The organism is Ruegeria sp. HKCCD8929 (genome assembly GCF_013031405.1).
Taxonomy (GTDB): Bacteria; Pseudomonadota; Alphaproteobacteria; order Rhodobacterales; family Rhodobacteraceae; genus Ruegeria.
Genome location: NZ_WPZY01000015.1, coordinates 48,493 through 74,276, shown reverse-complemented (window position 1 = coordinate 74,276; position 25,784 = coordinate 48,493). Strand labels below are relative to the sequence as shown.

The 25,784-nt window shown below is 60.8% G+C and carries 23 protein-coding genes and 3 tRNA genes; 12 read left to right on the top strand and 14 right to left on the bottom strand.

Translation table 11 applies throughout. From position 1 onward, the window contains the following. Nucleotides 1–8 precede the first annotated feature (8 nt). Nucleotides 9–1,223, bottom strand: coding sequence for a RodZ domain-containing protein (locus tag GOX53_RS19800; RefSeq protein ID WP_171179413.1), 1,215 nt, complete (start codon nt 1,221–1,223; stop codon nt 9–11). A 131-nt stretch (nt 1,224–1,354) separates the two neighbouring features. After that, nucleotides 1,355–2,578 carry a 5-aminolevulinate synthase gene (gene hemA, locus GOX53_RS19795; protein WP_171179497.1) on the bottom strand — a complete coding sequence of 408 codons (1,224 nt, stop codon included), beginning with the start codon at nt 2,576–2,578 and terminating at the stop codon, nt 1,355–1,357. Nucleotides 2,579–2,924: 346 nt separating this feature from the next. Between hemA and GOX53_RS19790 the strand changes: the two genes are divergently transcribed. Continuing rightward, nucleotides 2,925–4,310 carry a M20/M25/M40 family metallo-hydrolase gene (locus GOX53_RS19790; protein ID WP_171179411.1) on the top strand — a complete coding sequence of 462 codons (1,386 nt, stop codon included), beginning with the start codon at nt 2,925–2,927 and terminating at the stop codon, nt 4,308–4,310. 35 nt (nt 4,311–4,345) lie between these two features. On the opposite strand, the gene GOX53_RS19785 is transcribed toward GOX53_RS19790, so the two are convergent. The 3 genes from GOX53_RS19785 to GOX53_RS19775 form a co-directional block, all read right to left on the bottom strand. Next, nucleotides 4,346–5,371 (bottom strand): hypothetical protein, encoded by a 1,026-nt coding sequence (locus GOX53_RS19785; protein ID WP_171179409.1) that lies wholly within the window; start codon nt 5,369–5,371, stop codon nt 4,346–4,348. A 124-nt stretch (nt 5,372–5,495) separates the two neighbouring features. Then, nucleotides 5,496–5,572, bottom strand: a tRNA-Asp gene (locus tag GOX53_RS19780). A 52-nt stretch (nt 5,573–5,624) separates the two neighbouring features. After that, nucleotides 5,625–5,701 (bottom strand) — tRNA-Asp (locus GOX53_RS19775). A gap of 453 nt (nt 5,702–6,154) precedes the next feature. Between GOX53_RS19775 and GOX53_RS19770 the strand changes: the two genes are divergently transcribed. Continuing rightward, the gene (locus GOX53_RS19770; protein ID WP_171179407.1) at nt 6,155–6,685 is read left to right on the top strand and encodes a hypothetical protein; all 531 of its coding nucleotides are present in this window, start codon (nt 6,155–6,157) and stop codon (nt 6,683–6,685) included. A 90-nt stretch (nt 6,686–6,775) separates the two neighbouring features. Here the strand turns inward: GOX53_RS19770 and GOX53_RS19765 are convergent, their stop codons facing one another. Continuing rightward, on the bottom strand, nt 6,776–7,243 hold the full coding sequence (locus tag GOX53_RS19765) for a hypothetical protein (RefSeq protein ID WP_171179406.1): 468 nt from the start codon (nt 7,241–7,243) through the stop codon (nt 6,776–6,778). A gap of 246 nt (nt 7,244–7,489) precedes the next feature. Continuing rightward, nucleotides 7,490–8,332, bottom strand: a complete 843-nt coding sequence (locus GOX53_RS19760; protein ID WP_171179495.1) for a MurR/RpiR family transcriptional regulator — start codon at nt 8,330–8,332, stop codon at nt 7,490–7,492. Between the two features lie 211 nt (nt 8,333–8,543). On the opposite strand from GOX53_RS19760, the gene GOX53_RS19755 reads away from it, so the two are divergent. The 5 genes from GOX53_RS19755 (at nt 8,544) to GOX53_RS19735 (ending at nt 12,664) form a co-directional block, all read left to right on the top strand. Further along, nucleotides 8,544–9,062 carry a TRAP transporter small permease subunit gene (locus GOX53_RS19755; RefSeq protein ID WP_171179404.1) on the top strand — a complete coding sequence of 173 codons (519 nt, stop codon included), beginning with the start codon at nt 8,544–8,546 and terminating at the stop codon, nt 9,060–9,062. Further along, entirely contained in the window at nt 9,062–10,387 is a 1,326-nt protein-coding gene (locus GOX53_RS19750) for a TRAP transporter large permease subunit (protein WP_171179402.1), read from the top strand. Before GOX53_RS19755 ends, GOX53_RS19750 begins: the two co-directional genes overlap by 1 nt. Nucleotides 10,388–10,448: 61 nt before the next feature. Next, nucleotides 10,449–11,480, top strand: a complete 1,032-nt coding sequence (locus tag GOX53_RS19745; protein ID WP_171179400.1) for a TRAP transporter substrate-binding protein — start codon at nt 10,449–10,451, stop codon at nt 11,478–11,480. A gap of 247 nt (nt 11,481–11,727) precedes the next feature. Continuing rightward, nucleotides 11,728–12,450: a porin gene (locus tag GOX53_RS19740; RefSeq protein WP_171179398.1), complete on the top strand. Its 723-nt coding sequence runs from the start codon at nt 11,728–11,730 to the stop codon at nt 12,448–12,450. A gap of 139 nt (nt 12,451–12,589) precedes the next feature. Further along, a tRNA-Val gene (locus GOX53_RS19735) sits at nt 12,590–12,664 on the top strand. Nucleotides 12,665–12,983: 319 nt separating this feature from the next. On the opposite strand, the gene GOX53_RS19730 is transcribed toward GOX53_RS19735, so the two are convergent. The 4 genes from GOX53_RS19730 to GOX53_RS19715 all read right to left on the bottom strand — a co-directional run bounded on the left by GOX53_RS19730 (nt 12,984) and on the right by GOX53_RS19715 (nt 19,171). Next, nucleotides 12,984–14,081, bottom strand: coding sequence for a hypothetical protein (locus GOX53_RS19730; RefSeq protein ID WP_171179395.1), 1,098 nt, complete (start codon nt 14,079–14,081; stop codon nt 12,984–12,986). A gap of 303 nt (nt 14,082–14,384) precedes the next feature. Beyond that, entirely contained in the window at nt 14,385–16,796 is a 2,412-nt protein-coding gene (gene lon / locus GOX53_RS19725) for an endopeptidase La (protein ID WP_171179393.1), read from the bottom strand. Nucleotides 16,797–17,056: 260 nt separating this feature from the next. Further along, nucleotides 17,057–18,187, bottom strand: coding sequence for a tRNA guanosine(34) transglycosylase Tgt (tgt, locus tag GOX53_RS19720; protein ID WP_171179391.1), 1,131 nt, complete (start codon nt 18,185–18,187; stop codon nt 17,057–17,059). Between the two features lie 72 nt (nt 18,188–18,259). Next, a complete protein-coding gene (locus GOX53_RS19715) occupies nt 18,260–19,171 on the bottom strand; it encodes a nucleoside hydrolase (protein ID WP_171179389.1) in 912 nt (303 codons plus the stop codon). 291 nt (nt 19,172–19,462) lie between these two features. On the opposite strand from GOX53_RS19715, the gene GOX53_RS19710 reads away from it, so the two are divergent. Continuing rightward, on the top strand, nt 19,463–20,353 hold the full coding sequence (locus GOX53_RS19710; RefSeq protein WP_171179387.1) for an SPFH domain-containing protein: 891 nt from the start codon (nt 19,463–19,465) through the stop codon (nt 20,351–20,353). Then, complete coding sequence (locus GOX53_RS19705; protein ID WP_171179385.1) at nt 20,353–20,631, top strand: NfeD family protein; 279 nt, start codon at nt 20,353–20,355, stop codon at nt 20,629–20,631. The genes GOX53_RS19710 and GOX53_RS19705 overlap by 1 nt, the downstream gene beginning before the upstream one ends. Here GOX53_RS19705 and GOX53_RS19700 read toward each other — a convergent pair. Genes GOX53_RS19700 through GOX53_RS19690 form a run of 3 tightly spaced genes read right to left on the bottom strand, consistent with a single transcriptional unit; the run spans nt 20,621 to nt 22,443 of the window. After that, nucleotides 20,621–21,292 carry a bifunctional 2-polyprenyl-6-hydroxyphenol methylase/3-demethylubiquinol 3-O-methyltransferase UbiG gene (locus GOX53_RS19700; protein WP_171179383.1) on the bottom strand — a complete coding sequence of 224 codons (672 nt, stop codon included), beginning with the start codon at nt 21,290–21,292 and terminating at the stop codon, nt 20,621–20,623. The genes GOX53_RS19705 and GOX53_RS19700 overlap by 11 nt on opposite strands. Before the next feature lie 10 nt (nt 21,293–21,302). Then, nucleotides 21,303–21,506, bottom strand: coding sequence for a hypothetical protein (locus GOX53_RS19695; RefSeq protein ID WP_171179381.1), 204 nt, complete (start codon nt 21,504–21,506; stop codon nt 21,303–21,305). Between the two features lie 4 nt (nt 21,507–21,510). Further along, nucleotides 21,511–22,443 carry a hypothetical protein gene (locus tag GOX53_RS19690; RefSeq protein WP_171179380.1) on the bottom strand — a complete coding sequence of 311 codons (933 nt, stop codon included), beginning with the start codon at nt 22,441–22,443 and terminating at the stop codon, nt 21,511–21,513. A 169-nt stretch (nt 22,444–22,612) separates the two neighbouring features. Between GOX53_RS19690 and GOX53_RS19685 the strand changes: the two genes are divergently transcribed. The 3 genes from GOX53_RS19685 to GOX53_RS19675 all read left to right on the top strand — a co-directional run bounded on the left by GOX53_RS19685 (nt 22,613) and on the right by GOX53_RS19675 (nt 25,635). Beyond that, nucleotides 22,613–22,975, top strand: a complete 363-nt coding sequence (locus tag GOX53_RS19685) for an SUF system Fe-S cluster assembly protein (protein WP_171179378.1) — start codon at nt 22,613–22,615, stop codon at nt 22,973–22,975. Nucleotides 22,976–23,313: 338 nt separating this feature from the next. Continuing rightward, nucleotides 23,314–23,685 carry an iron-sulfur cluster assembly accessory protein gene (locus tag GOX53_RS19680; RefSeq protein WP_171179376.1) on the top strand — a complete coding sequence of 124 codons (372 nt, stop codon included), beginning with the start codon at nt 23,314–23,316 and terminating at the stop codon, nt 23,683–23,685. Between the two features lie 609 nt (nt 23,686–24,294). After that, nucleotides 24,295–25,635: a hypothetical protein gene (locus GOX53_RS19675; protein WP_171179374.1), complete on the top strand. Its 1,341-nt coding sequence runs from the start codon at nt 24,295–24,297 to the stop codon at nt 25,633–25,635. The last annotated feature ends 149 nt before the right edge of the window (nt 25,636–25,784 follow it).

Below are 25,784 nucleotides of genomic sequence, written 5' to 3'. Positions count from 1 at the left end.
TGGGCCTGTTAGTCGCTGGGGGTCTCGACGGGGTCTTCGGCGACGGTCTGCGCCTCGGCCACCATGCGGGCCAGATCGCCGTCCTGCTCCATATCCGCGACCTGATAGCGCTCTGTCACGGCGTCGATCGACAGCGGGATGTTCTTGGTCACCACACCACGTTCGCCCACTGGACCGAAATGCTCGCCATTGGTCGCGAAATAAATAGCACCACTCTCACCGGCCCGCAGCGTCGGCGGCTCTTCGGTCAGCGGCACCTCATAGGTTTCGCCGGGCTCCATGATCTTTTCGAAGATCGCTGTGCCGTCAGCGGCGGTCACCCGCACCCAGGACGGGCGCACGGCTACCATGACAAGCGATGGCGCAACTTCTTCCAGCACTTGCGGTATCGCAGGAAGATCCGCTGCCGGGCGCTGCGCCTCAGTGATCTGGATCTCGGGCAGGTCCGGCGTGCGGAAGGTGCCGACATTGCGCGGATCGAGGGTCGAGATCGGCGCGTCGCGCGCCACCAGAACCGGCACATCCAGCGCCTGCGGACGATAGAGACGGTCCAGGGCATCCGCGCTCGGCGTCACCAAACCGGCATTGGCCGTCACGGCCTCCCGGCCCCGCGCCTCATCGAGCGGGTCCAGATCCGAGAGCACCAGCGGCGCCTGCTCCACCGGGGTCACCTGCACCTGCTGCACTTCTTTCAGCACGGTCCAGCCGCCATAGCCGATCCCCGCGATCAGCGCCAACAGCACGAAGGACGAGCCGATGGCGCGCGGTTCGATATGGCTGAAGAACGATTCCTTACCGGGCACAAAGGGCGTGTTCGGCGACATGAACGGGTCGCGACCCATCGGGCCTTTGGAGGGCAGCGCACCGTCGGATTTCTTGACCACCGAGGCCTGCGCCGACATGCCGTGCGCCACCTGGAACCCGCTCTCCTGGCAGAAGGTCGAGAACGCCTCCTCGGGGTCCATGCCCAGATAACGGGCATAGGAACGCACATACCCGGCGATGAAGCCGGGTGTGTCAAAAGCGTCAGGGTCGGAATTTTCGATGGCGGCGATGTAGTTGGCCTTGATCCGAAGCTCGCGCTGTACGTCCAGAAGCGATTTGCCCATCGTCGCCCGCTCGCCGCGCATCACATCGCCGAGCCGCAACTCGAAGTCGTCAAAGCCCTTTGGCCGGACGACTTCCTCTTCGTCTGATTCGCGCTGAGTCCTGCGCCCAATCATTCCTGCTGCCCCATTTTAGCCTGCCGCGAGTTTTGCTGAGTCCAGCGAGTCGTCCCCATAACGATTCGACTGAACCTATTGTTAACAACACCATAACACGCGGCACACAAGTTGCACACTAAGCTGTGATGTTAACCTGCAAGTTCGGCGCGATTTAGCGCACAATGCGACCAAAGTGCGTCAAGAGCATGCACAAGCGCGTTCATCTCGTCCGGTCCATGCACCGGAGACGGGGTGAAACGCAACCGCTCTGTACCACGCGGGACAGTTGGGAAGTTGATCGGCTGGACATAGATGCCATAGCTCTCAAGCAGCATGTCGCTCAGCTTTTTGGTGTGGACCGGATCGCCGACGATGACCGGCACGATATGGCTGCCATGGTCGATCAGCGGTAGGCCCATACCCTTGAGACGAGTCTTGAGGATTTTCGCCTGGGTCTGATGCTGCTCGCGCAACTCCGGCGCGCGCTTGAGATGGGCAACCGAGGCTGCCGCCCCTGCCGCAACCGCTGGCGGCAGTGACGTGGTAAAGATGAAGCCCGGCGCGTAAGATCTTATGGCGTCACACATTTTCGCACTTGCCGCGATGTAGCCGCCCATCACGCCATAGGCCTTGGCCAGCGTGCCGTTGATAATGTCGATGCGATGGGCCAGACGGTCGCGCTCGGTCACGCCGCCGCCGCGCGGGCCGTACATGCCAACTGCATGCACCTCGTCGATATAGGTCAACGCGCCGAATTCCTCGGCCAGATCGCAAATCTCTTCGATGGGGCCGAAATCGCCATCCATCGAATACACGGATTCAAAGGCGATCAACTTGGGCGCCGCAGGATCGTCGGCCTCCAGCAACTCGCGCAGATGCGCCACGTCGTTGTGGCGGAAGATGCGCTTGGCACCGCCATTGCGGCGCACGCCTTCGATCATCGAGGCATGGTTCAGCGCGTCGGAATAAATGATCAGACCGGGAAACAGCTTGGGCAGCGTCGAAAGCGTCGCGTCATTGGCGATATAGGCGCTGGTGAACAGCAGTGCCGCTTCCTTGCCATGCAGATCGGCCAACTCGGCCTCGAGCCGCTTGTGATAGACCGTAGTGCCCGAGATGTTACGGGTCCCGCCCGAGCCGGCGCCCGCCGACTCGATGGCCTCCTGCATTGCCTCCAGCACCACCGGGTGCTGGCCCATGCCCAGATAGTCGTTGCCGCACCAGACGGTGATATCGCGCTCGGACCCGTCCGGACGGGTCCAGACCGCGTGCGGGAAATGCCCCTTGCGGCGTTCGATATCTATGAAGGTCCGGTACCGTCCTTCGTCATGCAGCCTGGCAATCGCTGAATCGAGCTGAGCAGTGTAGTCCACCGGGTCCTCCTTGGTCATCCGCCGCCGACCCCGATCGTGGCGGGCGGACCGAATTCACCAACGCAAACAAATTCACGTTTGTGAATGATTATCTTTTATGCACCTTCAATTCAACTGCCTATATCCGCGAACGGCATCACAGCATTGATTTGCATCAAATATAGCTTTGTCCCTTGTCCCACAAGTAAACTTACGGCGCTCGTGCGCGGGGAAACGACGCAGGGCTGCCCCGGCATACAATCGCCGTTTCCTATAATATACACCAGATTGCCCGGCGGCGCACTGGACTGTCGGCAAAGCGCTGCTAGGCTCCGCGCCGGAAACGAATAGGACTCAGGAGCCCACCATGTCGCTGGACGACGTTCTCACCCGCATCGATACAGATCTCTCAGCCGCCACCGACCGGCTGATGGAACTTCTGCGGATCCCCTCGATCTCGACCGACCCGGCCTATAAAGAGGCCTGCGACACCGCCGCCGACTGGCTGGTGGCTGACTTGCAAAGCATTGGAATAGCATCGGAAAAGCGGGCCACACCCGGTCACCCGATGGTGGTGGGCCATGTGGGCGAGGATGGCGACGAGCCGCATGTGCTGTTCTATGGACACTACGATGTGCAGCCGGTGGATCCGCTGAACCTGTGGACCCGCGACCCATTCGACCCGGCCATCGAGGACACCGAAAACGGCCCGGTGATCCGGGGCCGCGGCTCGTCCGACGACAAGGGCCAATTGATGACCTTCGTCGAGGCCTGCCGGGCCTGGAAGACCGTGCACGGCACCCTGCCCTGCCGCATCACCTTCTTCTTCGAGGGCGAAGAGGAATCGGGCTCGCCTTCGCTGGTGCCGTTCCTCGAAGAGAACGCCGCCGAGCTGAAGGCCGATCTGGCACTGGTCTGTGACACCTCGATGGTGTCGCGTGGCGTGCCCTCCATCGCCGCGCAACTGCGCGGCATGCTGAAGGATGAGTTCACAATTCAAGGCCCGCGCATCGACCTGCATTCCGGCCATTACGGCGGCCCCGGCCTGAACCCGCTGCGGGAAATCTCGCGCATCGTGGACTCGTTCTACGATCAGGAAACCGGCCGTGTCGCCGTCGAAGGCTTCTACGAAGGCGTTCACGAAGTCCCCGCCGAACAACTGCGCCAATGGGAAGGTTGCGGTTTCGACGAAGCCGAATACCTGAACTCGGTCGGCTACACGCAACCACATGGAGAAAAAGGATACTCCACGCTGGAACAGCAATGGGCACGCCCGACGCTCGAGGTAAACGGCCTCTGGGGCGGCTATAACGGCGCGGGTTCCAAAACGGTGATCCCGTCCGAGGCGCATTGCAAGATCACCTGCCGGTTGGTCGGCGACATGGACCCCGACGCGCTGCGTAGCAAGATCCGCAAACATGTCGAGGACCGCCTGTCGCCCGATGCCAAAGTGGTCTGGGACAACGATCTGGAAGGCTCGCGCGCATCGGTGATGAACATCACGCGCCCGGAATTCGAGGCCGCACGCGGCGCACTTTCGGACGAATGGGATCGCGAGGCGGTGTTCACCGGCATGGGCGGTTCGATCCCTGTGGTTGGGTACTTCAAATCGATCCTGGGGCTGGATTCGATGCTGGTGGGCTATGCTAACGACGATGACGCGATCCACTCACCCAACGAGAAGTACGACGTGAAGAGCTTTCACAAAGGCATCCGCTCTTGGGCACGGATTCTCGATGCGCTGAACAAGTAAGCCGGCGGGGCGCGGCAGAGACTGCCGCGCTCCCGTCACTGATATGCAAGCCGTTCGTCTGCGACCAGGTCCGCCGCACATTGAGACATCTCGGCGATCTGCGCCCGATCCGCCAGCAAGGTCAGATTCGTCTCCGCCCGCGCCAGCGCGGCCTTGCGCAGCACCATCAGACGGGCGCGCGGGCTGTTTAGAAAGCGCTCCTGTGGGACCAGCTTTTCCAGCGGGCTGTCAACGCGGATGACCTCGTAGTAGCCGCCGAGCAACGCCAGAAAGGCGAAGGCACAGCTTGGGGCCTCCGACCCGCACTGGCTGGTGCACAGGTCGGCAATCGGCCTTGTCGCCTGTGCCGACAACAACCAACCCTCGACTGCGGGGCGCCACCGGTTCGAAGCGGAGGTGTCACCATACCCGTAGCCAAGCGCCAGAATCCCGGCCATGCCAAGGGTCTCGGGGCCATCGGCACTGACCGGCTCCTGCCCCGCTGTGATGTGACGCAGGGCGGCTATCCCGTCACCTCGGGGTTCCGGCGGCCCGATGAGATAGTCCAGATAGGGCCGCAATTCAGGCAACAGATCGGGGCTCTGCCGAAAGGCCTCTTTCATCTCCTGGGACCCATAAAGCGCAATGATACGCGTGGGATAGTCGGTTGCCTGCCTCTCGCCCAACCGGTTCAGTTCCACGATCAGATCCGGGTCCGGCTCGGGGCGAACGGCCTGCATCAATGCCTGCGCCAACTCGTTCTCGACCGCCGCCTCCATGAACAGCCAAGTCCTTCCAAACACTGTACCTTTTGGTACATGGCGGAACAGCGCACGCGCCTCTGCGCTTGGCAGGGACACACGATAAGGGGATGGGCCGCGGTCGTTGGTTTCGATCCGGGCGAGCAGAAGACGGGCGTCGGCGTTGCCCGTCCGGGCGAGGCCGGCGAGCATCGGCAGGCTTTGCTGATCGTTGCCCTGCAGCCAGAGATCAACGGCCTGTTCGAGGTCTTCGTTGGCGTGCGCCAGCGTGGGTGCGCTGGCAGCCAGGATCAGAAACAGGAGCCGGGCGAGGAATGGCATCTCGGACCTCTCAGGGTTGTTTTCTGCAGGATACGGTCATGTCCGCAATCCACAAAGGGCTTACGGCACAGGCGAAACGCCGCACGTGAGGAACGAGGCTTAAATATTTGGATTTTCTGGGAAATGGCGCGGTTGACGGGGCTCGAACCCGCGACCCCCGGCGTGACAGGCCGGTACTCTAACCAACTGAGCTACAACCGCGCATCAGGTCCTTGTTTCAATCCCTTGGCCCGGATCGAAGGGCTGGCAGCAGTGGCGCGGTTGACGGGGCTCGAACCCGCGACCCCCGGCGTGACAGGCCGGTACTCTAACCAACTGAGCTACAACCGCCCGCTACCCGCTCATCGCTGAACGTTTGGGTGTATTATGGCCACGCCCGGGCAGCGTCAAGCGGCGTTTCGAACTTTTTTCATCTCAGGCGGATTTTTCCTGTAGCGGCCCTGCGGCAAGGCACGTCATCGGTTTCTTCCGGTTTGTACGCGGCCTGCGAGGGGATGAGCTCGGTTTGTACAAAATCAGAGCGTGCGGAGAGGGAGAGGAAACTGCCTAATCCGAAAACATGTGCGCACCCGCGCGTTTCCAGATATGCAGCTGATGGTCGGGTTCAGCCATGCCACCTCTGCGGCGTTCCGCTAATCGCGGTACGATCACCGCTCTGGCGGGTGGGTCCGACGATTGGCCTGTTATCCTGGGCGAAGAGCAGCGGGATGTGTTGCGGAAATTCGGGTGCCGTGCTCCCTCTCTGATACCTGGGCAAACTTGGCTCAAAGCGCAAAATATTGTATGTTTGCCGTCTTTATCGAAGAAACGGATTTCATGATGTTTTTACTTCACGCCAAATTACCGTCGACGTTTTTGAGACGACGTCTCAGAGATTTCATAGGAGCCGCCGCTTTCACGGCTGCGGCGTTTGCTGTTCATGCCGAAATGCTTCCCGGTTCGCCAGGCAAGGCCGCCGGTGGCACGGAACCAAACAGGTGGTGTGCGGCCTGGTGGGAGTTTCCGGTGTCAAAGAGCTTTCCGGCAGGCACGGAACTTTGCGTGCGCGTCGTGGGACAAAACAGCGTTCTTGTGCGCCTGTTGCCTGAAGGAAGCAATCCGTCGGACCTTGTCGGCATCGCAGGGGGCTTGCGGCAGGTGCCGCAAAACGGGGCAATTTCAGTCTCTCTCTCGCAAAAATACGATCGTGTCGTTCAAATCTCGGTGCATGGGTGCGATGTCGCCTGGGGCTATGTGCTGCCGGAAAATTCGAGCAGCAATTCCGTGTCCATCGCGAGTGTGGATCTTGTGTCCAATCAGACGCAGTGCCAATAAACACCGCTGGCTGAACCGCAATACTCCATCTCTTGTGCCGACGCTCCACAGGACGTTACGGGCGCGGTGAACAGGAAACTCGCCCGGGTGTCACCTGACCTCTATTCGTCCGGTTACCCAGTACCCATCGCCCGGTCTTACGCCAACCGGTTCGGGAAATCTGGTTCCCCTCAGGACATCTTCGATGCAGTCCGCATCCATAATATTGGTGTTCCTGATCGAGAAATTGTTGGCGAACCCGTTGCTTCCCCGGGAAATCAGAACGTCGAATTCACCCTTCAGAGATTTGGAACGCAAATCTTTGAAACACGTTTCGCTGAGGGTCCGGGAGACATCTTCATTAAGTATTCTTTCGACTTCCCTGACAGACGCTTGCGGCCCGCCCAGATCCGTGCCGTTCGGTTGAGCCGAAATGAGCAAGACCGATGTTCCCCTGGAAGTGGTTGATATACTTTGATGGATTTGGCTGCCGATCCATGAAATCAGGATAATTAGCAATGCGGCCAGTATCCCCATGAACCACTTTTTTCCATCGGACCAATCGACCCAGAAACTCATCGGCTCTCTCCAAAATGCCTTAATCAAATTCGGCAGCCAGAACGCACGGAATGCTGCGGATCAAACAACCGGTCCGGAGCTATGCGGGCGCGACACGGCACAACTGCTCAGGTCGCGGATTCTGCCGCTCCGGCGCTGCACATCCAACCCGATCCGGACTGATGATCCCTCAGACCGCCGGTCGTGCCAAGTCTGAAAGCCATACACTATGGCCCCCTTCTCGATCCGGCGCCAATCGGAAGGGTCTTACCCCTGCCCCCGGAACAGGCGGGTTGAGGAGAACATGGATTCGAGCTCCTCGATCCGTTCCTTGCTTTTCTCCCAGCGGGCCTCTTGCACCTGGGCGATCAGGGCCTCGGAGATCAGTTGCAGGGCGATGGTGGAATCCCAGCTTGAGGGCGCCTCGACCAGGCCGTGGAAGGTGAAATCGGCGCTGCGTCCGATGGGCGAGCCCCATTGGTCGGTGAAGAGGATCACGGTGGCGCCGCGCTCGGATGCGATCTGGGCGAGCTTTTCCAGATGCGCCTCGTACCGGCGAATGTCGAAGATCACCAGCACCGCAGCCCGGTCCATGTCGAGCAGGTATTGCGGCCAGACATTGGCCGAGTTGCCGAGCATCGTCACGCCCGGCCGGATGATCTGCATGTGGTTGAAGAGGTAATCGGCGTTCGAGCGGGTGATGCGGCCGCCGACCACGTAGAGGTGGCGCGAGGTGTCGGCCAGCAGCCGCGCGACCGTGTCGAACATCGCGGTGTCGATGCGTTCGAGCGTGTGGCGCATGTTGGTCCAGACCGCTTGGGCGAACCGGGTGAGCGCGTGTTCGGCGGCATCGTCCACCACCCAGGCATCGCGTTTCGAGATCGGTTTCTTGATCTGGGCGGCGACCTCATCCCTGAGCGCCTGTTGCAGGTCGGGAAAGCCGTCAAAACCCAGTTTGCGCGCCATGCGGATCACCGTGGGGGTCGAGACGCCGGCGGCGGCGGCCAGCTTGGTGATCGATTGCAGCCCGGCCATGGGGTAGTCCTGCAGCAGGATCGAGGCGAGTTGACGTTCCGACCGGGTCAGGCCGTCGATCTCATCCTGCAGCATCTGTTTGACCAGTTTGGCGGGCGGGGTCACGGGTGGGCAGCCCTCATTTTCTAGCTTTTGTTACAGAGTATGGATTAATGTAGTCATGTCTACAGAGATTTTGTTGACAAGCGGCGCCCGGCTGCTCCCAATGTGAGAGGAGCGCTGTGGCGCGACGATCAACGAACCGGCCCCGGAGATGAGGGCGGGTCGTAACAACAGGGAAACAGGCATGAACCTGATGCGGAGATATGTCCGGGTCATTGACGGGATGAACCGCTGGATCGGCCGGGTGGTGATGTACGGCATCTTCGTGATGATGGGAATCCTGCTGTGGTCGTCGATCTCGAAGACCTTCTTTCTGCCATCGCTGTGGACGCTGGAAATGGCGCAGTTCGCGATGGTGGCCTATTACATTCTGGGCGGGCCCTATTCGATCCAGATGGGATCGAATGTGCGGATGGATCTGCTCTATGGCGAGTGGTCGAACCGGCGCAAGGCGTGGACCGATGCGCTGACCGTATTGTTCCTGATCTTTTACCTTGCAGTGCTGATCTATGGCGGCTGGGATTCGTTGAGTTACTCGCTGCAATATGGCGAGCGCAGTCCGACGGCGTGGCGGCCATACCTCTGGCCAATCAAGACGATCATGCTGGTCGGGCTGGTGCTGATGCTGCTGCAGGCGGTGGCGGAGCTGTGCAAGGACATCCTGCGCATTCGCGGCGAAGATATCCCGCGCGAGGTGATCTGATGTCCTATGAACTGATCGCCACGGTGATGTTTTCCACGATGATGCTGATGCTGCTGACCGGGCAGCGGGTGTTCGGAGCCATCGGGTTCGTGGCCGTGGTGGCGGCACTGCTTTTGTGGGGGGATCGGGGCGGGTACGATATCGGTTTCGCCTCGGCGATGAAGCTGATGAAGTGGTATCCGCTGCTGACGCTGCCGATGTTCATTTTCATGGGCTATGTGCTGTCGGAATCGAAGATCGCCGATGATCTGTACCGGATGTTTCATGTCTGGATGGGCGGGCTGAACGGGGGGCTGGCCATCGGCACGATCGGGCTGATGGTGCTGATCTCGGCGATGAACGGGCTGAGCGTGGCGGGGATGGCGATCGGGGCGACCATCGCCCTGCCCGAGCTGTTGAAGCGCGGTTATGACAAGAAGATGGTGACCGGGGTGATACAGGCCGGGTCATCTTTGGGCATTCTGGTGCCGCCCTCGGTGGTGCTGGTGCTTTATGCGATGATCGCGCGGCAGCCGGTGGGGCAGCTGTGGCTGGCGGGGGTCATTCCGGGGTTGATGATGGCGACGATGTTCATCCTTTATATTGCCATCCGTTGCCGCATAAACCCCGATCTGGGCCGCGCCCTGCCGCCCGAAGAGCGCAACGTGCCGATGGCCGAGAAACTGGCGCTACTGCGCGCCGGGCTGCTGCCGCTGGGCATCTTTGCGGCGATGATGGTGCCGTTTGTCAACGGCTGGACCTCACTGGTGGAAAGCTCGGCCATCGGGGCGATGACCGCCTTTCTGGCCGCGGTGCTCAAGGGGAGGATGACGCGGCAGGTGTTCGAGACCTCGGTGCGCTCCACCTTGGGGATTTCCTGCATGTTCATGTGGATCATCCTTGCGGCCCTCGCCTTTGGCGCCGTGTTCGACGGCTTGGGCGCGGTCAAGGCCATCGAGAACCTGTTCACCGAACGCCTTGGGCTCGATCCGTGGATGATCCTGATCCTGATGCAGCTGAGTTTCATCCTGATGGGTACGTTCCTGGACGACACCGCCATGCTGGTGATCGTGGCGCCGCTTTATGTGCCGCTGGTCAAGGCGCTGGGGTTCGATCTGATCTGGTACGGGGTGCTCTATACCATCACCACCCAGATCGCCTATATGACGCCGCCCTTCGGCTATAACCTGTTCCTGATGCGCGCCATGGCACCGCTGGAGATCACGCTGCGCGACATCTACGGCTCGATCCTGCCGTTCGTGATGGTGATGACGCTGGCGCTGGCGATCATCATGACCTTTCCGCAGATCGCGCTGTGGCTGCCGGACTATGTCTACAACAAATGACCCCGGGCGAACCGGGGCTGAGGGGAGCACATTCGCAAGTTCAACAACCGGGAGAGAGAGAATGACATCAAGACGCAAGTTCATCAAAGGGGCCGCTATCGCGCCCGCCGCGGCACTGGCCACGCCGGCTCTGGCGCAATCGACCGTCAAGTGGCGGATGCAGACCTATGCGGGCCCGGCGCTGGCCGAGCATGTGATCGTGCCCGCCATCGACATGTTCAACAAGATCGCCGGCGACCGGATGCAGATCGAGCTGTTCTTTGCCGATCAGCTGGTGCCCACCGGCGAGCTGTTCCGCGCCATGCAGCGCGGCACCATCGACGCGGTGCAGTCGGATGACGACTCGATGGCCTCGCCCACCGAAGTGACCGTGTTCGGCGGCTATTTCCCGTTCGCCAGCCGCTACTCGCTGGACGTGCCGGTGCTGTTCAACCAGTACGGGCTGAACGAGATCTGGGATGCGGAATACTCCAAGGTCGGCGTCAAGCATATCAGCGCGGGCGCCTGGGACCCCTGCCACTTCGCCACCAAGGACCCGATCAACTCTCTGGCCGATCTGCAGGGGAAGCGCGTCTTTACCTTCCCCACCGCCGGACGCTTCCTGGCGCAGTTCGGCGTGGTGCCGGTGACGCTTCCGTGGGAGGATATCGAGGTCGCGGTGCAGACTGGTGAGCTGGACGGCATCGCCTGGTCGGGCATCACCGAGGATTACACCGTCGGCTGGGCGGATGTGACCAACTATTTCCTGACCAACAACATCTCGGGCGCCTGGGCGGGGTCGTTCTTTGCCAATATGGACCGCTGGAACGAGCTGCCCGAAGACCTGCAGACCCTGTTCCGCGTCTGCTGCGACCAGTCGCACTACTACCGCCAATGGTGGTATTGGGGCGGCGAGGCCAGCCTGCGGGTGAACGGCACCAAGATGGAGCTCACATCCATTCCGGACGAGGAATGGGCCACCGTCGAGGCGGCGGCCGTGCAGTTCTGGGACGAGATCGCCGCCGAGTCCGAGACCAAGGCGAAGGTGGTCGAGATCTTCAAGCAGTACAATGCGGATATGCTGAAGGCCGGGCGGCCCTATCGCTACGGCTGAGGCCAGCCGCGTATGGCCTGTCTTCGGAGGGGCCGACACGGAAAGCCGGGCGCAGTTTGTGCCCGGCTTTTTTTGATTCTGTCGCTGCATGACCCTGCTGCGGGATTGCAATATGTTAACGGCGCAACAGGCGGTGGGGAAAGACCATCCGCCCCTACTCCCGCGTGTCCTGCCGCGGTAAGGACGGCCTGCGCGGCGACTCTCATTTTGGGTCTTCGCGAAACAATGACAAAAATGGAGCAGGATCTTGAAAAACCTGATTATTTCCGGCGCGCTGGCGACCGGGCTGATTGCTGGTGCGGCCCATGCTGTCGAGGTGACGGGCGGTTATGTCGAGCTTGGATATTCGACCTTTACCGACACCGATATCGGCAGCCGGTACAATCTGAACGGTGCTGGCGAACTGGCGTTCTCGCGCAGTTTCAGCCTGCAGTTGGATGCGGGCACGTATCGCTTCAACGAAATCGACGAATCCGGAACGAACGTCACGCTGCACGGCAATTTCCATGCCAGCGACAACCTTTCGCTGGGGGCCTTTTACGGGCGTGACAGCATCGATGGTGACGATCTGGATTTCTATGGCGTCGAGGCGGGTTTTGACGCGGGCCAGGTGGACATCGAAGGATATCTGGGCCGGCACGAGGTCGACGGCGTTTCGGGACTGGACGGAAACATCTTTGGCCTGGCGATGAAAAGCTACGCCACCGACCAGCTGGAACTGACCGCCAATTACGATCTGGTCGACAATTTCGGCGGGCTGGTCGACGCGAATGTCTATTCCGTCGGCGCCAACTACGCGCTGAGCGACAACGCGGAAGTGTTCGGCACGCTGGGGGCCGCCCGGCTGGACGCGTTCGGGTTCAGCAACACCGAAGCCTTCGTGAGCTTTGGCGTTCGCATGAACCTGGGCAACGCCCGCGGCACCACCTTTGACCGTCGTGGCGTTCTCGACAAACTCCCCGGCCTCTGAAGGTCTTTGCCCCGGCCCGTGACGGCCGGGGCATTCCCACTGGGCGCAAACCGCCGCGCGTCCGGCTTGGCAAAAAAAGGCATGTCGCCTTGAATGCCCCTTGCAGAGCCCGAAAAGGCGCGGTAATACCCCGCCTCACGGGTGATTAGCTCAGTGGTAGAGCGCTTCGTTCACATCGAAGATGTCAGGAGTTCAAATCTCTTATCACCCACCATTTTTTTCCGCAGTTGAATCGGCCCGGGCTCTGGCGGCACGCGTCATTGAGATGTCGAAAAAGTCTGCCCCGGATTGTCGGCCAGCAGGCCTGACCAGCGGTCGTTCTTGAATCGGGACGCAAACATGAAATGTCAGTCAGCTTTTACCTGCGCCGCGCGTATCTGACCCAATGTTTGATGTAATGCCCTTATTACTGGGCACCGGCATTGGATATTAAACTGAAACTGTACTGCCGTCGGCGAATTAATGATGCAGTCGACCGCCTCATAGAGCCGGACTTTTGTACCGGATCATATTTCCATAACTGAAATCTGCCGTCATTCACCGGTTGCCATTTCTAGAATTCTGAGAAGGTTGTTTGTACCCTCCACAAGGGTAAGCCCAGCTTCCGCTTTTTCAGTCGCAGTCAGGTTCGACCAGTTGCGGCCAGAATAATCGCCATTGAGTATAACCGCGTCGGCTTGGCCGGTTTCGACGTCCAGTGTCATGCTCAGGTCTTCGGTTTCCATCTGTAGAGCGGCAGCCCCATGAGTGAGGCGCTTAAGAGCGGCAGATCTTTCTGCCTTCAGTTCGGCGATACGTTGCTGCCGTTCTATCTCATTGAGCGTGCTGGCCTTGTCCATTTCCTTTCGCCAGGTGCGCATAGCCGCAAGAACCGCACCACCGGCGGTCAAAGGCAATAATGGTGGGCACAAAACTCCGACAATTACGCCAAAACCCACACCTGTTCCAACGCCGTTTTCTAGCGCGCGACCACCGGCTTTTAGGCGCATCGAGATAGGCTTTGAAACGTTGTCTGAGAGGGCTCCCGATAGAGTCTTTCGGAGATTCTCGGCCAACAGCGGGACCGAAGCGGCACGAGAAACGGTGTCGGAAACACCATCTTGAAGGCTGCCAATTAGGCCGGGAACGGATGAGGCGCTTGATTTGGCTCCGCCCCACGCGCTTTCCGACACCGAAGCAATGCTGTCGAATGCAAGGGTCAGCTTTGAAGCCTTCTGAAAACGCTTTGCCGGTGGCGGTGCGTATTCGGCGAGTACTTCAAGCTCGACCTTAACCTCAGTCAAATTCGCCTGCTCGATACGCCGTCTGGCATCCTTGGCCAGTAACGCGGCTTGGTTGATAGATGAATATATCTGATGGGTCTCGTCTTCCGTGACTGACGTCATACGCTCGATGTCGTCGAGCATCGAGATTACCGCTATTAGGCTGGGCGCATGGACGGCATGAAAAGCCCGATTCAAGCGCCATGTTAGAGGGTCGCGACGAAGCGCTTCGTCAACATACTTCAAATCTTCAAATAGTGTGCCAACAGCTCGGCGGAATTCCCGGCTTGACGAAGAGCGCCTTTCAACAAGTTCGGAAAGATGGGCCAGATTCTCCAGCCGTTCGCGTGCGGCAATATCTTGGTTCAATTCGATTGCGCTCCTCTAAACAAGTTCTGCGTAGAGAGCTTACCGCTAGGAAACCCTGCGTTCTAGCGACAATCAACCAGCCGTTTCATTCTGTAGGAAACCAAACTTCTGAGACTTGTGCAAAAAACCAGTAATACACAGCCGACAACGAGCCGGATTTAAGGGTCGCTTGGCCGGAAACTGCAAGGCGCCATGACAACTTCCCTGACTTAGAGCTTTGGCCGAAACAAAGGTTCGCAACATTCCCTCACAAACGAAAAATGGTGGGTCCCTGGACCCGCCATTCTGTTCGATTACCGATGATCAGTGCGCTGTCGCGGACGCGCCGCTGTCGCCTGCGGTTTTGGCTGCGGCTGCGGCGGCGGCCTCTTCGGCGGCCTCATCCCATTCGATGGGCTCGGGCTCACCAACAAGCGCGTGTTTCAGCACTTCGGAGACATGGGCCACCGGGATGATCTCGAGCCCTTCTTTCACGTTGTCGGGGATCTCGGGCAGGTCCTTTTCGTTTTCCTGCGGGATCAGCACGGTCTTGACGCCGCCGCGCAGAGCCGCCAGCAGCTTTTCCTTGAGACCGCCGATGGCGCTGGCATTGCCGCGCAGGGTGACCTCGCCGGTCATGGCGATGTCCTTGCGCACCGGGATGCCGGTCAGCACCGAGACGATGGCCGTGACCATGGCCAGACCCGCGCTAGGGCCGTCCTTGGGCGTGGCGCCGTCGGGCACGTGGACATGGATGTCCAGCTTGTCGAACTGCGGCGGCTTGATACCGAGCTGCGGGCTGATCGAGCGGACGTAGCTCGACGCCGCCTCGATCGATTCCTTCATCACGTCGCCCAGCTTGCCGGTGGTCTTCATCCGGCCCTTGCCCGGCAGGCGCAACGCCTCGATGGAGAGCAGCTCGCCCCCGACCGAGGTATAGGCCAGACCGGTGACGACGCCCACCTGATCCTCAAGCTCGGCCAGACCGTAGCGGAATTTCGGCACGCCCAGGAACTCATCTAGGTTGTCGGGCGTCACGGTGATGCTGTCGGCCTCTTTCTTGATGATCTTGGTCAGCGATTTCCGCGCCACCTTGGCAATTTCGCGTTCAAGGTTCCGCACCCCCGCCTCGCGGGTATAGATGCGGATCATCTCGGTCAGCGCCTCATCGGTCAGTTCGAACTCCTTGGCCTTGAGCCCGTGGTTCTTGACCTGTTTCGAAATCAGGTGCTGCTTGGCGATCTCGCGCTTTTCATCCTCGGTGTAGCCCGCCAGCGGAATGATCTCCATCCGATCCAAGAGCGGCCCGGGCATGTTGTAGCTGTTCGACGTGGTCAGGAACATCACGTTCGAGAGGTCGTATTCGACCTCCAAGTAGTGGTCCATGAACGTGTTGTTCTGTTCCGGATCCAGCACTTCGAGCATGGCCGAGGCCGGATCGCCACGGAAGTCCTGCCCCATCTTGTCGATCTCGTCGAGCAGGATCAGCGGGTTCGTGGTCTTGGCCTTTTTCAGCGACTGGATGATTTTGCCGGGCATCGAGCCGATATAGGTGCGGCGGTGGCCGCGGATCTCGGATTCGTCGCGCACGCCACCCAGCGAGATACGGATGAACTCGCGCCCCGTCGCGCGCGCAACCGATTTGCCCAGCGAGGTCTTGCCCACGCCCGGGGGGCCGACAAGGCAGAGGATCGGGCCTTTCAGCTTTTTCGAACGCTGCTGCACGGCGAGATATTCGACGATCCGCTCCTTGACCTTTTCCAGGCCATAGTGATCGGCATCGAGGATTTCCTGCGCCTTGCCCAGATCCTTTTTGACCCGGGATTTGGTGCCCCAGGGCAGCGCCAGGATCCAGTCGAGGTAGTTGCGCACCACCGTGGCCTCGGCCGACATCGGTGACATGTTGCGCAGCTTCTTCAGCTCGCCCTCAGCCTTTTCACGGGCCTCTTTCGACAGCTTGGTCTCGGCGATCTTCTGTTCCAGCTCGGCAACTTCGTTCTTGCCGTCCTCGCCATCGCCCAGCTCCTGCTGAATGGCCTTCATCTGCTCATTCAGGTAATATTCGCGCTGGGTCTTCTCCATCTGGGATTTAACGCGGGTCTTGATCTTTTTCTCGACCTGCAGGACCGACATTTCGCCCTGCATCAGGCCATAGACCTTTTCCAGCCGCTCGCTGACGGAAAGCGTCTCCAGCAGATCCTGTTTCTGTTCCACCTCGATGCCCAGATGCCCCGCGACCAGATCGGCCAGCTTGGCGGGTTCGGTGGTTTCACCGACGGCGGCCAGCGCTTCTTCGGGGATGTTCTTGCGCACCTTCGCATAGCGCTCGAACTCGTCGCCGACGGTGCGCTGCAGGGCCTGGGTGGTGGTCACGTCGCCCGGGATCTCGGTCAGGTATTCGGCGCGGGCCTCGAAAAACTCCTCGTTTTCGAGGTACTCGGTGATGCGCACGCGCGCCTGCCCCTCGACCAGCACCTTGACGGTGCCGTCGGGCAGTTTCAGCAGTTGCAGCACATTGGCCAGCACACCTGCGTCATAGATGCCGTCGGTGCCGGGATCGTCGACGCCGGGGTCGATCTGGCTGGACAGCAGGATCTGCTTGTCGTCCTGCATCACCTCTTCCAGCGCGCGGACCGACTTTTCGCGGCCCACGAACAGCGGCACGATCATGTGGGGGAACACCACGATGTCGCGCAGCGGCAGGACGGGGTATGAGGAATTCAGAGGCTCTTGCATGCTCTATCCTTATCATTGGCAAGACGGCACCGGTCCCAATTTAGGCGACCATCGGCCATCTCCGGTCATGGGTTAACAACGTGGGGCAAGGACCCGGCTATTTCAACCGCACCGGCGAATTCGTGGAGCGCACAATGGCGCGAGTGCGCAGCGACCGCAAGGCGTCAAAACCACGTCTCCGCGCTTTTCTGGGCCGGTGCGCGGACGGGACGGCGGGCGGGGCGATCCGCGCCCTGCGCGGGAGCGGCGCGCCGGACCGGTTACAGCGGTTCGATATCGCCCTGTGCGCGCTGATCGTGGAACTGCGTTTGCCAGGCATCGAACGTGCCCGCGGCGATAGCCTCGCGCATGCCACCCATGATCTCCTGAAAATAATGCAGGTTGTGCCAGGTCAGCAGCATGCCCGAGATCATCTCATTGGCGCGGAACACATGATGCAGATAGGCGCGGGAATAGTTCGAACAGGCCGGGCAGGAGCAGTGCTCGTCCAGCGGGCGCGGGTCGTCGGCGTGGCGGGCGTTCTTGATGTTGACCACACCATGGCGGGTGAACACCTGCCCGGTGCGGCCCGAGCGGGATGGCAGCACGCAATCCATCATGTCGATGCCGCGCGCCACGGCGCCGACGATATCGTCGGGTTTGCCGACGCCCATCAGGTAACGCGGCTTATCTTCGGGCAGGAAGTCCGGGGCGTAGTCGAGGCAGCCAAACATGGCCTCCTGCCCCTCACCCACGGCCAGACCGCCCACGGCATAGCCTTCGAAGCCGATCTGCTTCAGCGCCTCGGCGCTTTCCTCGCGCAGGTCACGCTCCAACCCGCCCTGCATGATGCCAAAGAGAGCGTGGCCGGGGCGGTCACCGAAGGCCGCGCGCGAGCGGTCTGCCCATCGCATCGACAGCCGCATGCTCTCGGCGATGCGAGCGCGGTCGGCGGGCAGAGCCGGGCATTCGTCGAAACACATCACGATATCCGAGCCCAGGAGCCGCTGGATCTCCATCGACCGTTCCGGGGTCAGTTTGTGTTTCGAGCCGTCGATATGGGATTTGAAGGTCACGCCCGTCTCGGTCAGCTTGCGCAGCCCCGCCAGCGACATGACCTGAAACCCGCCCGAGTCGGTCAGGATGGGCCGGTCCCAGTTCATGAACTTGTGCAGACCGCCTAAGCGGTCGATACGCTCGGCGGTGGGGCGCAGCATCAGGTGATAGGTGTTGCCCAGCAGGATATCGGCGCCGGTGGCGCGCACGCTTTCCGGCATCATCGCCTTGACCGTCGCCGCCGTGCCCACCGGCATGAAAGCGGGCGTGCGCACCTCACCGCGCGGCGTGTGGATCACGCCGGTGCGGGCCTTGCCGTCGGTGGCGTGCAGATCGAATGAGAAACGCTGGGTCATGGGAATGCTCAGAGCTATTGGGGTCGGTGGACCGCGCAGGCTTTGCCCGATCGGTCCGCCCGATGCAACCCGTCAGCGCAGCGTGGTGACCCGGTCGGTGAAGAGCCGTACCACCCCTGCCCCGTCGACGCCGGTGCAGACGCGCACCGGAGGGCGGCTGGTATCGGGGCGGGTGGCGCCCATGCCGTCGCCGTGACGGTCCACGCGGATGCCGGTTTCGACGGTCTCGAACATCGGTTCATGCGTGCAGGCGATGACGGCGGTGGAATCGTGCAGGCCGCAGCCGTCGAGCCCCCCGGCCTGCTTGTAGAAGTTCAGGTAGAATTGCGAGATTTGCCGCAGGAAGCCGCCCATATCGGGCGAGATACTGGCCAGCGCCTCGAAATCGCCTGGCGCATAGAGCGTCTTGAGCGTCACGTCGAGCCCGACCAGCACCGTCTCGGGCGGGGTGGCAAAGACCTCATCGGCGGCTAGCGCGTCGTGATAGATATTGGCCTCGGCCTGCGCGGTAATGTTGCCGGGGCAATAAACCGCGCCGCCCATGATCACCAGCCGCTTGAGGTTGCCCGCAAATTCCGGGTCCAGCCGCATCGCGTCGGCGATGTTGGTGAGCGGGCCGATGGCGCAGACCACCAATTCGCCTTTGTGCTGGCGGGCGGTCTCGGCCAGGTATTCAGCGGCGGAGAGATCATGGTTCGCGCCGATCTGCGGAATGTCGGTCAGATCGCCGAACCCTTCGGGCCCGTGCACGAAATCCGACGGCTGATAGGTGTCGGCCCCGTAAGGCAGGTGCGCGCCTTCGGCCACGGGCAGGTCGAGCCCCAAACGATGCAGCAGGTAGCGCGCGTTGCGGCTGGACTGGTGCACATGGGTGTTGCCGAAAATGGTGGTCAGCCCGATGAGGTCAATCTCGGGCGCGGCGGCGGCGTAGGCGATGGCCATGGCATCGTCGATGCCGGGATCGGTGTCGATAATCAGTTTCATGCCGGCCCCGATAGCGCGAACAGAGGTGCAAAGCCAAGCACCAGAAGCGGGATAGTGGGCCCTAACGGGCGAAATGTGAAAACCGCTTCCAGACGCCGAAAACGGCCTGTTTCCGGCCCGCGCGCCTCAATTCCGGCGATTTTGCAGTCTATCCCTCCGATTCGCGGGAATTACGCCCTTTTTGGCGTCAGGACAGGCTTGCGCGCCGGGTCGCACACGCAATACCTGTCTTGAAGAATGGGTACACAATTCCCAAATGTATACCACTGTACACAATAATAGAGGGCAGGCATGACCGAAGAACTGATCATTGGATTGATCACATCGAATATCGTTTATCTGTTGGCTGCGGCGTTTTTGATCGTCGTCATTCTCAAGGGCATCAAGATCGTCCCGCAATCCGAGAAATACGTGGTGGAGCGGTTCGGACGGCTGCACTCGGTGCTGGGACCGGGTATCAACTTCATCGTGCCGTTTCTGGATGTGGCACGGCACAAGATCTCGATCCTCGAGCGTCAGTTGCCCAACGCGACGCAGGACGCGATCACCAAGGACAACGTGCTGGTGCAGATCGACACTTCGGTCTTTTACCGCATTCTGGAACCGGAAAAGACCGTCTACCGCATCCGCGACGTGGACGGCGCGATTGCCACCACCGTGGCCGGGATCGTGCGGGCCGAGATCGGCAAGATGGATCTGGATGAGGTCCAGTCGAACCGCGCGCAGTTGATCGAGCGCATTCAGGAAAGCGTCGAAACGGCTGTGGATGACTGGGGCATCGAAGTGACCCGGGCCGAGATTCTGGACGTGAACCTGGATCAGGCCACCCGCGATGCGATGCTGCAGCAGCTGAACGCCGAACGTGCCCGCCGTGCACAGGTGACCGAGGCCGAGGGGCAGAAACGCGCCGTCGAGCTGCAGGCCGATGCCGAGCTTTATGCCGCCGAGCAGACCGCCAAGGCGCGCCGCATTCAGGCCGAGGCCGAAGCCTATGCCACCGGCGTCGTCGCCAAGGCCATTCAGGACAACGGCATCGAGGCGGCGCAGTATCAGGTGGCGCTGAAGCAGGTCGAGGCGCTGAATGCGCTGGGACATGGCGACGGCAAACAAACCATCGTGCTGCCCGCCAACGCACTTGAGGCCTTTGGCGATGCCTTTAAGATGCTGAAGGGAGCAAAATGATGACCGAGCCGCTGTGGACAATCTGGTGGGTCTGGCTGGCCGGAGCGCTGGTGATGGCCATTGCCGAGATGCTGCTGCCCGGCTTTGTCTTTTTGGGCTTTGCGCTGGGGGCGGCGGTCACCGGGCTGCTGTTGTTGGTGCCTGGGCTGTCGGTCTCACTCCCGGTGCTGTTGCTGATCTTTGCGGCGCTGTCATTGGCGGCCTGGCTGATCCTGCGACGCTACTTCGCCCTGCCGAAAGGTCAGGTGAAGGTCTTCCGGGAGGACATCAACGACTGACACTTGTCGGGGCGCGTCGCAAGGCCAGCCAATCCCACGATACACCTCCGTCCCGGTTCGCCTGTTGCAGCGACGGGGCGGAGGTTTTCCTTATCACCTCGAAACCCGCTTCTTTCGCCTGCGCCACCGTTCGGGGCGTGGAGATCGGCATCGCGGGCCGGTCCGGCGCACCCGGACCATGGCGGAGTGACAGGATCACCTGCCCGCCGGGTGTTGTGAGCCGAAACAGGGTGGCCAGCGCCAAAAGCCGTTGCGCGGGCGCGACATGTTGCCAGACCGCGTTGACCAGTATCAGGTCGTAAGCCGAGTTTCGCAGCAGGCTCAGGCCCGGCAGGTGGTCGTCATGCCAGACGATCCCGGCACCCGCATGAAGCCTTTGGCCCGCCGCGCGCAGGGCCGCCACGGGTTCGACGGCTATTACGCGGTGCCCCTGCCTGGCCAGCCACGCCGCATCGCGCCCGGTGCCTGCGCCGACATCCAGCGCCCGGACCGGTGCCGTGGGCAACAGATCGGCAACGGGCGCATAGAGCCGTTCGGGCCGTACCTTTTCGTAGGCCGCGATCAGGTCCGGGGCCGCCCGTTCATAACCGGCGCGGACCTGCCCCGATATGTCAGCGCCCGAAGCGCCCTTTCCGTGAGTGCATTTGTTTGACCGGGTCATGCGGGCGGCGTCAGCCTTCGCCCTCTTCCCCGCCTTCTTCTTCCGGTGACGCGGTGATCCAGAACCACAACCCGCGCACGATCAGGCTGACCGCGAGGCAGATGACCAGCAGCAGACCGACGCCCGCATTGGTGTCAGGTTTCGCCCAGGTCACCAAAGCAAGACCCGCAATCAGGCCGAAGGCACCCCAGGCGCCGTAGGAAAACCACCACATCGTGTCAGTCCCGTCTGAGCAGGGCGAGAATGTCGCCTCCCCAGCGATCCGCCCAGTTTCCGATCATGTCGGCCAGCGTATCCTCTTTCCAGCCGTCAATCCACAGGTGCTGTTTGGCCTCGATCTCATCCCGCCAGGCTTCGAATTTCTCGCGCGCGTGGGTGGCGGTCTCGACGCCCGAGAGATCCATGCGCAGGATCAGCGCATCCTCGGTGCCTTTCTGGTCGGTCGGGCTCCAGGCCAGAACGAAGGGCCCGCGTTTGATCGTGAGTGTGGCAATGTCATCCGGGTCCAGCGCCAGATAGGCATCCCGGAGCGCGCTGAGCGAGGTGGCGAGCCCATATTCGTCCACCGCCTTGTTGCAGCCTTCGCTGCCGGGCTGGGCCATCGCATCGATCCCGACATAGTCCTGATTGACCGGCCAGACCGTGACCAGTTGCTGATCCAGCGGCTGTTCGACCTCGGAATAGGCCAGGATGGCCGCGACATAGCCGCGGCAGATCTCGAGGAACCGCTCGCGGTCCTGCGGCAGCGGGCGCGAGGTGAAGGCGACGATGGCGTAGGCGGCGAAATGTTCGGGCGGGAACATCCCAGGCCCGGCAAAAATGCGGGTGGCGACACCATCAGCGGCGGCGGCCTCGGCAATCGCACCGCCCCGGGTCAGCGAATGCGCGTCGGAAATCGCGCCGGTGCTGGCAGGGGGTGTGGGACGTGCAACGGGCCGCGGGTCCGGTGTCGTCGGTGCAACGATGATACCCGATGACCCGCCCCATCCAGAGCCCGACCCGGAGCCGGAAAACGTGCTGGAAAGACCGCCCCCATCCTCGTCCTCGTCGTCGAGCCCCCAATGCTCGGTTATTCCACCAAGACTGAGCCCGTCCGCATAGGCGGCACAGGCCATTACACTCAGCAACAGCGCATGAAAAAAGTGGCGCATGACTCAAATCTCCAAAAACAATAATAGTAACTTACCATACGTAAGGCGATTTTTCCAAATTTCCGGCGGATGTGCCGCATTCAGACTTGGGGAACCTGACGTTTCGGCCTCTGGACGCTGCTTCCCCCTTTCCCTATATAATCACTCAGGAAACGATGCCGAGGCCCAGATGACCCAAGCCACCGAACCGTTCGAAGGCGCGCCGCTGATTGCGCCCTCAACCGTCGATCATCCGCTGTATGAGGCGGTGGTGGATGCCTGCCGCTCGGTCTATGATCCGGAGATTCCGGTCAATATCTATGAGTTGGGCCTGATCTACACCATCGACATCAGCACCGAGAACGACGTCAAGGTGATCATGACCCTGACCGCGCCGGGCTGTCCGGTGGCCGGCGACATGCCAGGCTGGATCGTGGATGCGATCGAGCCGGTGGCGGGCGTCAAGAGCGTGGATGTGGACCTGACATGGGAGCCGCCCTGGGGCATGGAGATGATGTCGGACGAGGCGCGGCTGGAGCTGGGCTTTATGTAGGCCATCTTATCCACAGGAATCCAGACCGGTTCGCAAAGGCGTAACATCCCTGTTACGCCTTTGTTTTATTGTGGTTACATTCTCCGGCCAGACTGCACCCCGTTGCAGGACCTGCGTTCGTCCGCCTGTGCACCCGTGCCTTGTTCGCGCCGGTGCGGCGTTCCACGGGCGCAGACCGGTTTCCGGGCCGTCCTCAGTACCCTGCCGTCCCCCGGCCCCGGCCCGTGCCTCAGGACCGCTCTTGCCCGGAGCGGTCCTTTTTTACCTCCCCGCAACCCCTTGAGCCCGCAGGCGCACGGACCTAGATTAGGGGCAACGCGCGACAATCGGAGACCGCAATGTTCGGCATTCCCGGCAAACAGGCCGTGACCATGACCCCCCGGGCCGCTGCCCAGATCACCCGCCTGATGGAAAAGGGTGGGCATGCCGGTCTGCGCATCGGCGTCAAGAAGGGCGGCTGCGCGGGCATGGAATACACGATGGAATATGTCGATCAGCCCGACACCCATGACGAGGTGGTCGAGCAGGACGGCGCCCGGGTGATGATCGCGCCGATGGCGCAGATGTTCCTGTTCGGGACCGAGATCGACTATGAGGTGTCGTTGCTGGAATCGGGGTTCAAGTTCAAGAACCCCAACGTGGTCGATGCCTGCGGCTGCGGCGAGTCGATCAAGTTCGACGACACCTTGTCAGTGTCCGGTGACACGTAGCCCGGCTAGTCTTGGCCCCCAGGTCATTGTTTTTGGTAGGCGATGACTTCTTGAGCGTGCCAATCTTGCTTGAGTGCCTCACCGGCTTTCCATGCGCGGCAAGACCTGAAAGCCGTCATTGAACTCAGACGCTTAGAGTGTTGGCTCCGAGCCAAGCGTTACGGGTGCTGTGCTTAGGACAAATGCCCGCGATGGCGCAGTTCCCGGACTTTTACTGACGCGGCCACTTTCCACGCAGAAACCACCCGAACTTGCGGAGTGTTTATTTGCTGCAAAACAGGTCGTGCCAGCGAGTCCGGCCTTCAGGAAGCCTATAACCCGCCGGCCGAATATCGCACTTTCGTTGCAATTGCTTCTGACAAACGAGACACGGACAAACCTGCCTTTTTCGACCCAAAACGGACGGGCCATATCGCCTGCTTAATAGACTGGGTTCAAACTGTGGCGCAGGGAACAGTATTCCGGCACAGTGAATCAGCATCCAGTCAAGCCGATTGACAGGTTGGGCGGTGGGGGACATTTTTTGATTACATCTGGCCTGAGCGCGTTTGCTTGGCCGTCGCGCCGAGCCGGATTGCGTGTCCCCGGATCAAGCTTTTGGGCCTTCACATGGAGGGTGTGGATTTGGCAGCGTATAAGGTCGAAGGCAAGGAGCTCAAGAAGCTTGTCAATTTCGCCAAAGAGAAAACCGTTGCATTTGCATTCAATGCCGGCGCGAAGGAAGACGAGCATTACTTCGGTTTGGATCGCAAGAAACCGGCAAAGCTGATCGCCAAAGAGGCCAAGGTTTTAGGATCCGGAAAAAAGGTCGCCTTTGGAGAGATGAATGTCGTCGGCAAGGAGATGCGTCTTACCTGCGAGCGCGAATTGCCGGCGATGGCGAAGACGCTCAAAAAATGGCTCAAGAAGCAAAAACTGACGCTCAATGTCGTCATTATGGACCCCCAGGGGAATATTCTGGACTCTGACATCGATGACGATTTGCAGGATGGTGCCGAAGCTGGCGGGGACGCCAACAAGCCGGACATCGATGATGCGGGCGCGGTTGAGCAAAAGGACAAGGCGGACGCCTCTGTCGTCCTCTCTCGGATCAAGATCATTTCGGGTCGGATCAAAACCCTGCCGAAAGAATCCTCCGCAGATTTTGCCAAACCATTCAAAACGGTCGCCAAGCTCGCGCAGTCTGGCAACATCAAGGGCGCTGCATTGGGGGCCGACAAACTGGAGGCGGCGCTCGGCAAACTCGAAAAAGCGCTAAATCAAAAGGCCACCGAGGACGGTAGCACACCCGAGGCGGCACCAGATCCCAACAAGGCCAAGTGGGTCGCACATTTTCCCAAAATTGACACGGCGGTCAAAGAAGCAAGGGCGCAGGGTGGCAAGGTAAATCCGGATCATCCGGATCTGGTCAAACTTAACCGTCTGTGGAACCTAGCAAATGAAACGGTTGGTGGCGACGCGCCGGACTATGCCAAGGCCCTGGCAACGCTGCCCAGTATCGTGGACCTGATCAAAAAGGTGCGCTCAGCGCAAGATACCGGCCCGAAGGTCGATCCCGAGGTGAAGCCGTTCGATGACGCGCGGCTGACCTGGCAAGGCGCACGCAAAACGCTGGAATCTGAACTGAAAAAGCTGCAATCGGAGATCATAAAGGTATGCAAGGGCACCCCAGAATTGGCGGGTGTCGTTCAGAATGTGGGTTCTTTGTCCGACCATGTCGCAGGTCTGGACGCGCGCTTGGAAAGCGCGCTGGCAAAGATCGTCGACGCTGAGGCGGGAGACGCACGCAACAAGAGAAAAATCGCGGCCATGGGTATCGTCAAGGAATACCGGAGCAATTTGAATTCGGGTTTCTTCAAACACGTCGATACCGGCAACGGGTTCACTGATGTGCAGGTCGCCAAGACGGCGCATGAGGCATTGGACAAGATCGCGCGCGTCCTGGCCTGAGTAAAATCTGCGGGATCGCGTCTGATGGAAAGCCACGGCAACAAGGGTGAATGTCGGAGCCGAAAATATTTGACATGCGCCGCGATGCATACTGTGCTTTTCTGTTTCCGCAAGTGTCGCATTTGATGCCTCTGACATAACAAGCAGGT

Excerpts from the sequence above, each read along its gene's own strand:
- GOX53_RS19705 (WP_171179385.1), top strand. The coding sequence starts at position 20,353 with ATGACCGAGCCGCTGTGGACAATCTGGTGGGTCTGGCTGGCCGGAGCG.
- GOX53_RS19680 (WP_171179376.1), top strand. The coding sequence starts at position 23,314 with ATGTTCGGCATTCCCGGCAAACAGGCCGTGACCATGACCCCCCGGGCC.
- GOX53_RS19770 (WP_171179407.1), top strand. The coding sequence starts at position 6,155 with ATGTTTGCCGTCTTTATCGAAGAAACGGATTTCATGATGTTTTTACTT.
- GOX53_RS19785 (WP_171179409.1), bottom strand. The coding sequence starts at position 5,371 with ATGCCATTCCTCGCCCGGCTCCTGTTTCTGATCCTGGCTGCCAGCGCA.
- GOX53_RS19745 (WP_171179400.1), top strand. The coding sequence starts at position 10,449 with ATGACATCAAGACGCAAGTTCATCAAAGGGGCCGCTATCGCGCCCGCC.
- GOX53_RS19755 (WP_171179404.1), top strand. The coding sequence starts at position 8,544 with ATGAACCTGATGCGGAGATATGTCCGGGTCATTGACGGGATGAACCGC.
- GOX53_RS19710 (WP_171179387.1), top strand. The coding sequence starts at position 19,463 with ATGACCGAAGAACTGATCATTGGATTGATCACATCGAATATCGTTTAT.
- GOX53_RS19800 (WP_171179413.1), bottom strand. The coding sequence starts at position 1,223 with ATGATTGGGCGCAGGACTCAGCGCGAATCAGACGAAGAGGAAGTCGTC.
- GOX53_RS19675 (WP_171179374.1), top strand. The coding sequence starts at position 24,295 with ATGGAGGGTGTGGATTTGGCAGCGTATAAGGTCGAAGGCAAGGAGCTC.
- tgt (WP_171179391.1), bottom strand. The coding sequence starts at position 18,187 with ATGACCCAGCGTTTCTCATTCGATCTGCACGCCACCGACGGCAAGGCC.
- GOX53_RS19690 (WP_171179380.1), bottom strand. The coding sequence starts at position 22,443 with ATGCGCCACTTTTTTCATGCGCTGTTGCTGAGTGTAATGGCCTGTGCC.
- GOX53_RS19715 (WP_171179389.1), bottom strand. The coding sequence starts at position 19,171 with ATGAAACTGATTATCGACACCGATCCCGGCATCGACGATGCCATGGCC.
- GOX53_RS19760 (WP_171179495.1), bottom strand. The coding sequence starts at position 8,332 with ATGCTGCAGGATGAGATCGACGGCCTGACCCGGTCGGAACGTCAACTC.
- GOX53_RS19685 (WP_171179378.1), top strand. The coding sequence starts at position 22,613 with ATGACCCAAGCCACCGAACCGTTCGAAGGCGCGCCGCTGATTGCGCCC.
- GOX53_RS19765 (WP_171179406.1), bottom strand. The coding sequence starts at position 7,243 with ATGAGTTTCTGGGTCGATTGGTCCGATGGAAAAAAGTGGTTCATGGGG.
- lon (WP_171179393.1), bottom strand. The coding sequence starts at position 16,796 with ATGCAAGAGCCTCTGAATTCCTCATACCCCGTCCTGCCGCTGCGCGAC.
- GOX53_RS19750 (WP_171179402.1), top strand. The coding sequence starts at position 9,062 with ATGTCCTATGAACTGATCGCCACGGTGATGTTTTCCACGATGATGCTG.
- GOX53_RS19700 (WP_171179383.1), bottom strand. The coding sequence starts at position 21,292 with ATGACCCGGTCAAACAAATGCACTCACGGAAAGGGCGCTTCGGGCGCT.
- GOX53_RS19695 (WP_171179381.1), bottom strand. The coding sequence starts at position 21,506 with ATGTGGTGGTTTTCCTACGGCGCCTGGGGTGCCTTCGGCCTGATTGCG.
- GOX53_RS19790 (WP_171179411.1), top strand. The coding sequence starts at position 2,925 with ATGTCGCTGGACGACGTTCTCACCCGCATCGATACAGATCTCTCAGCC.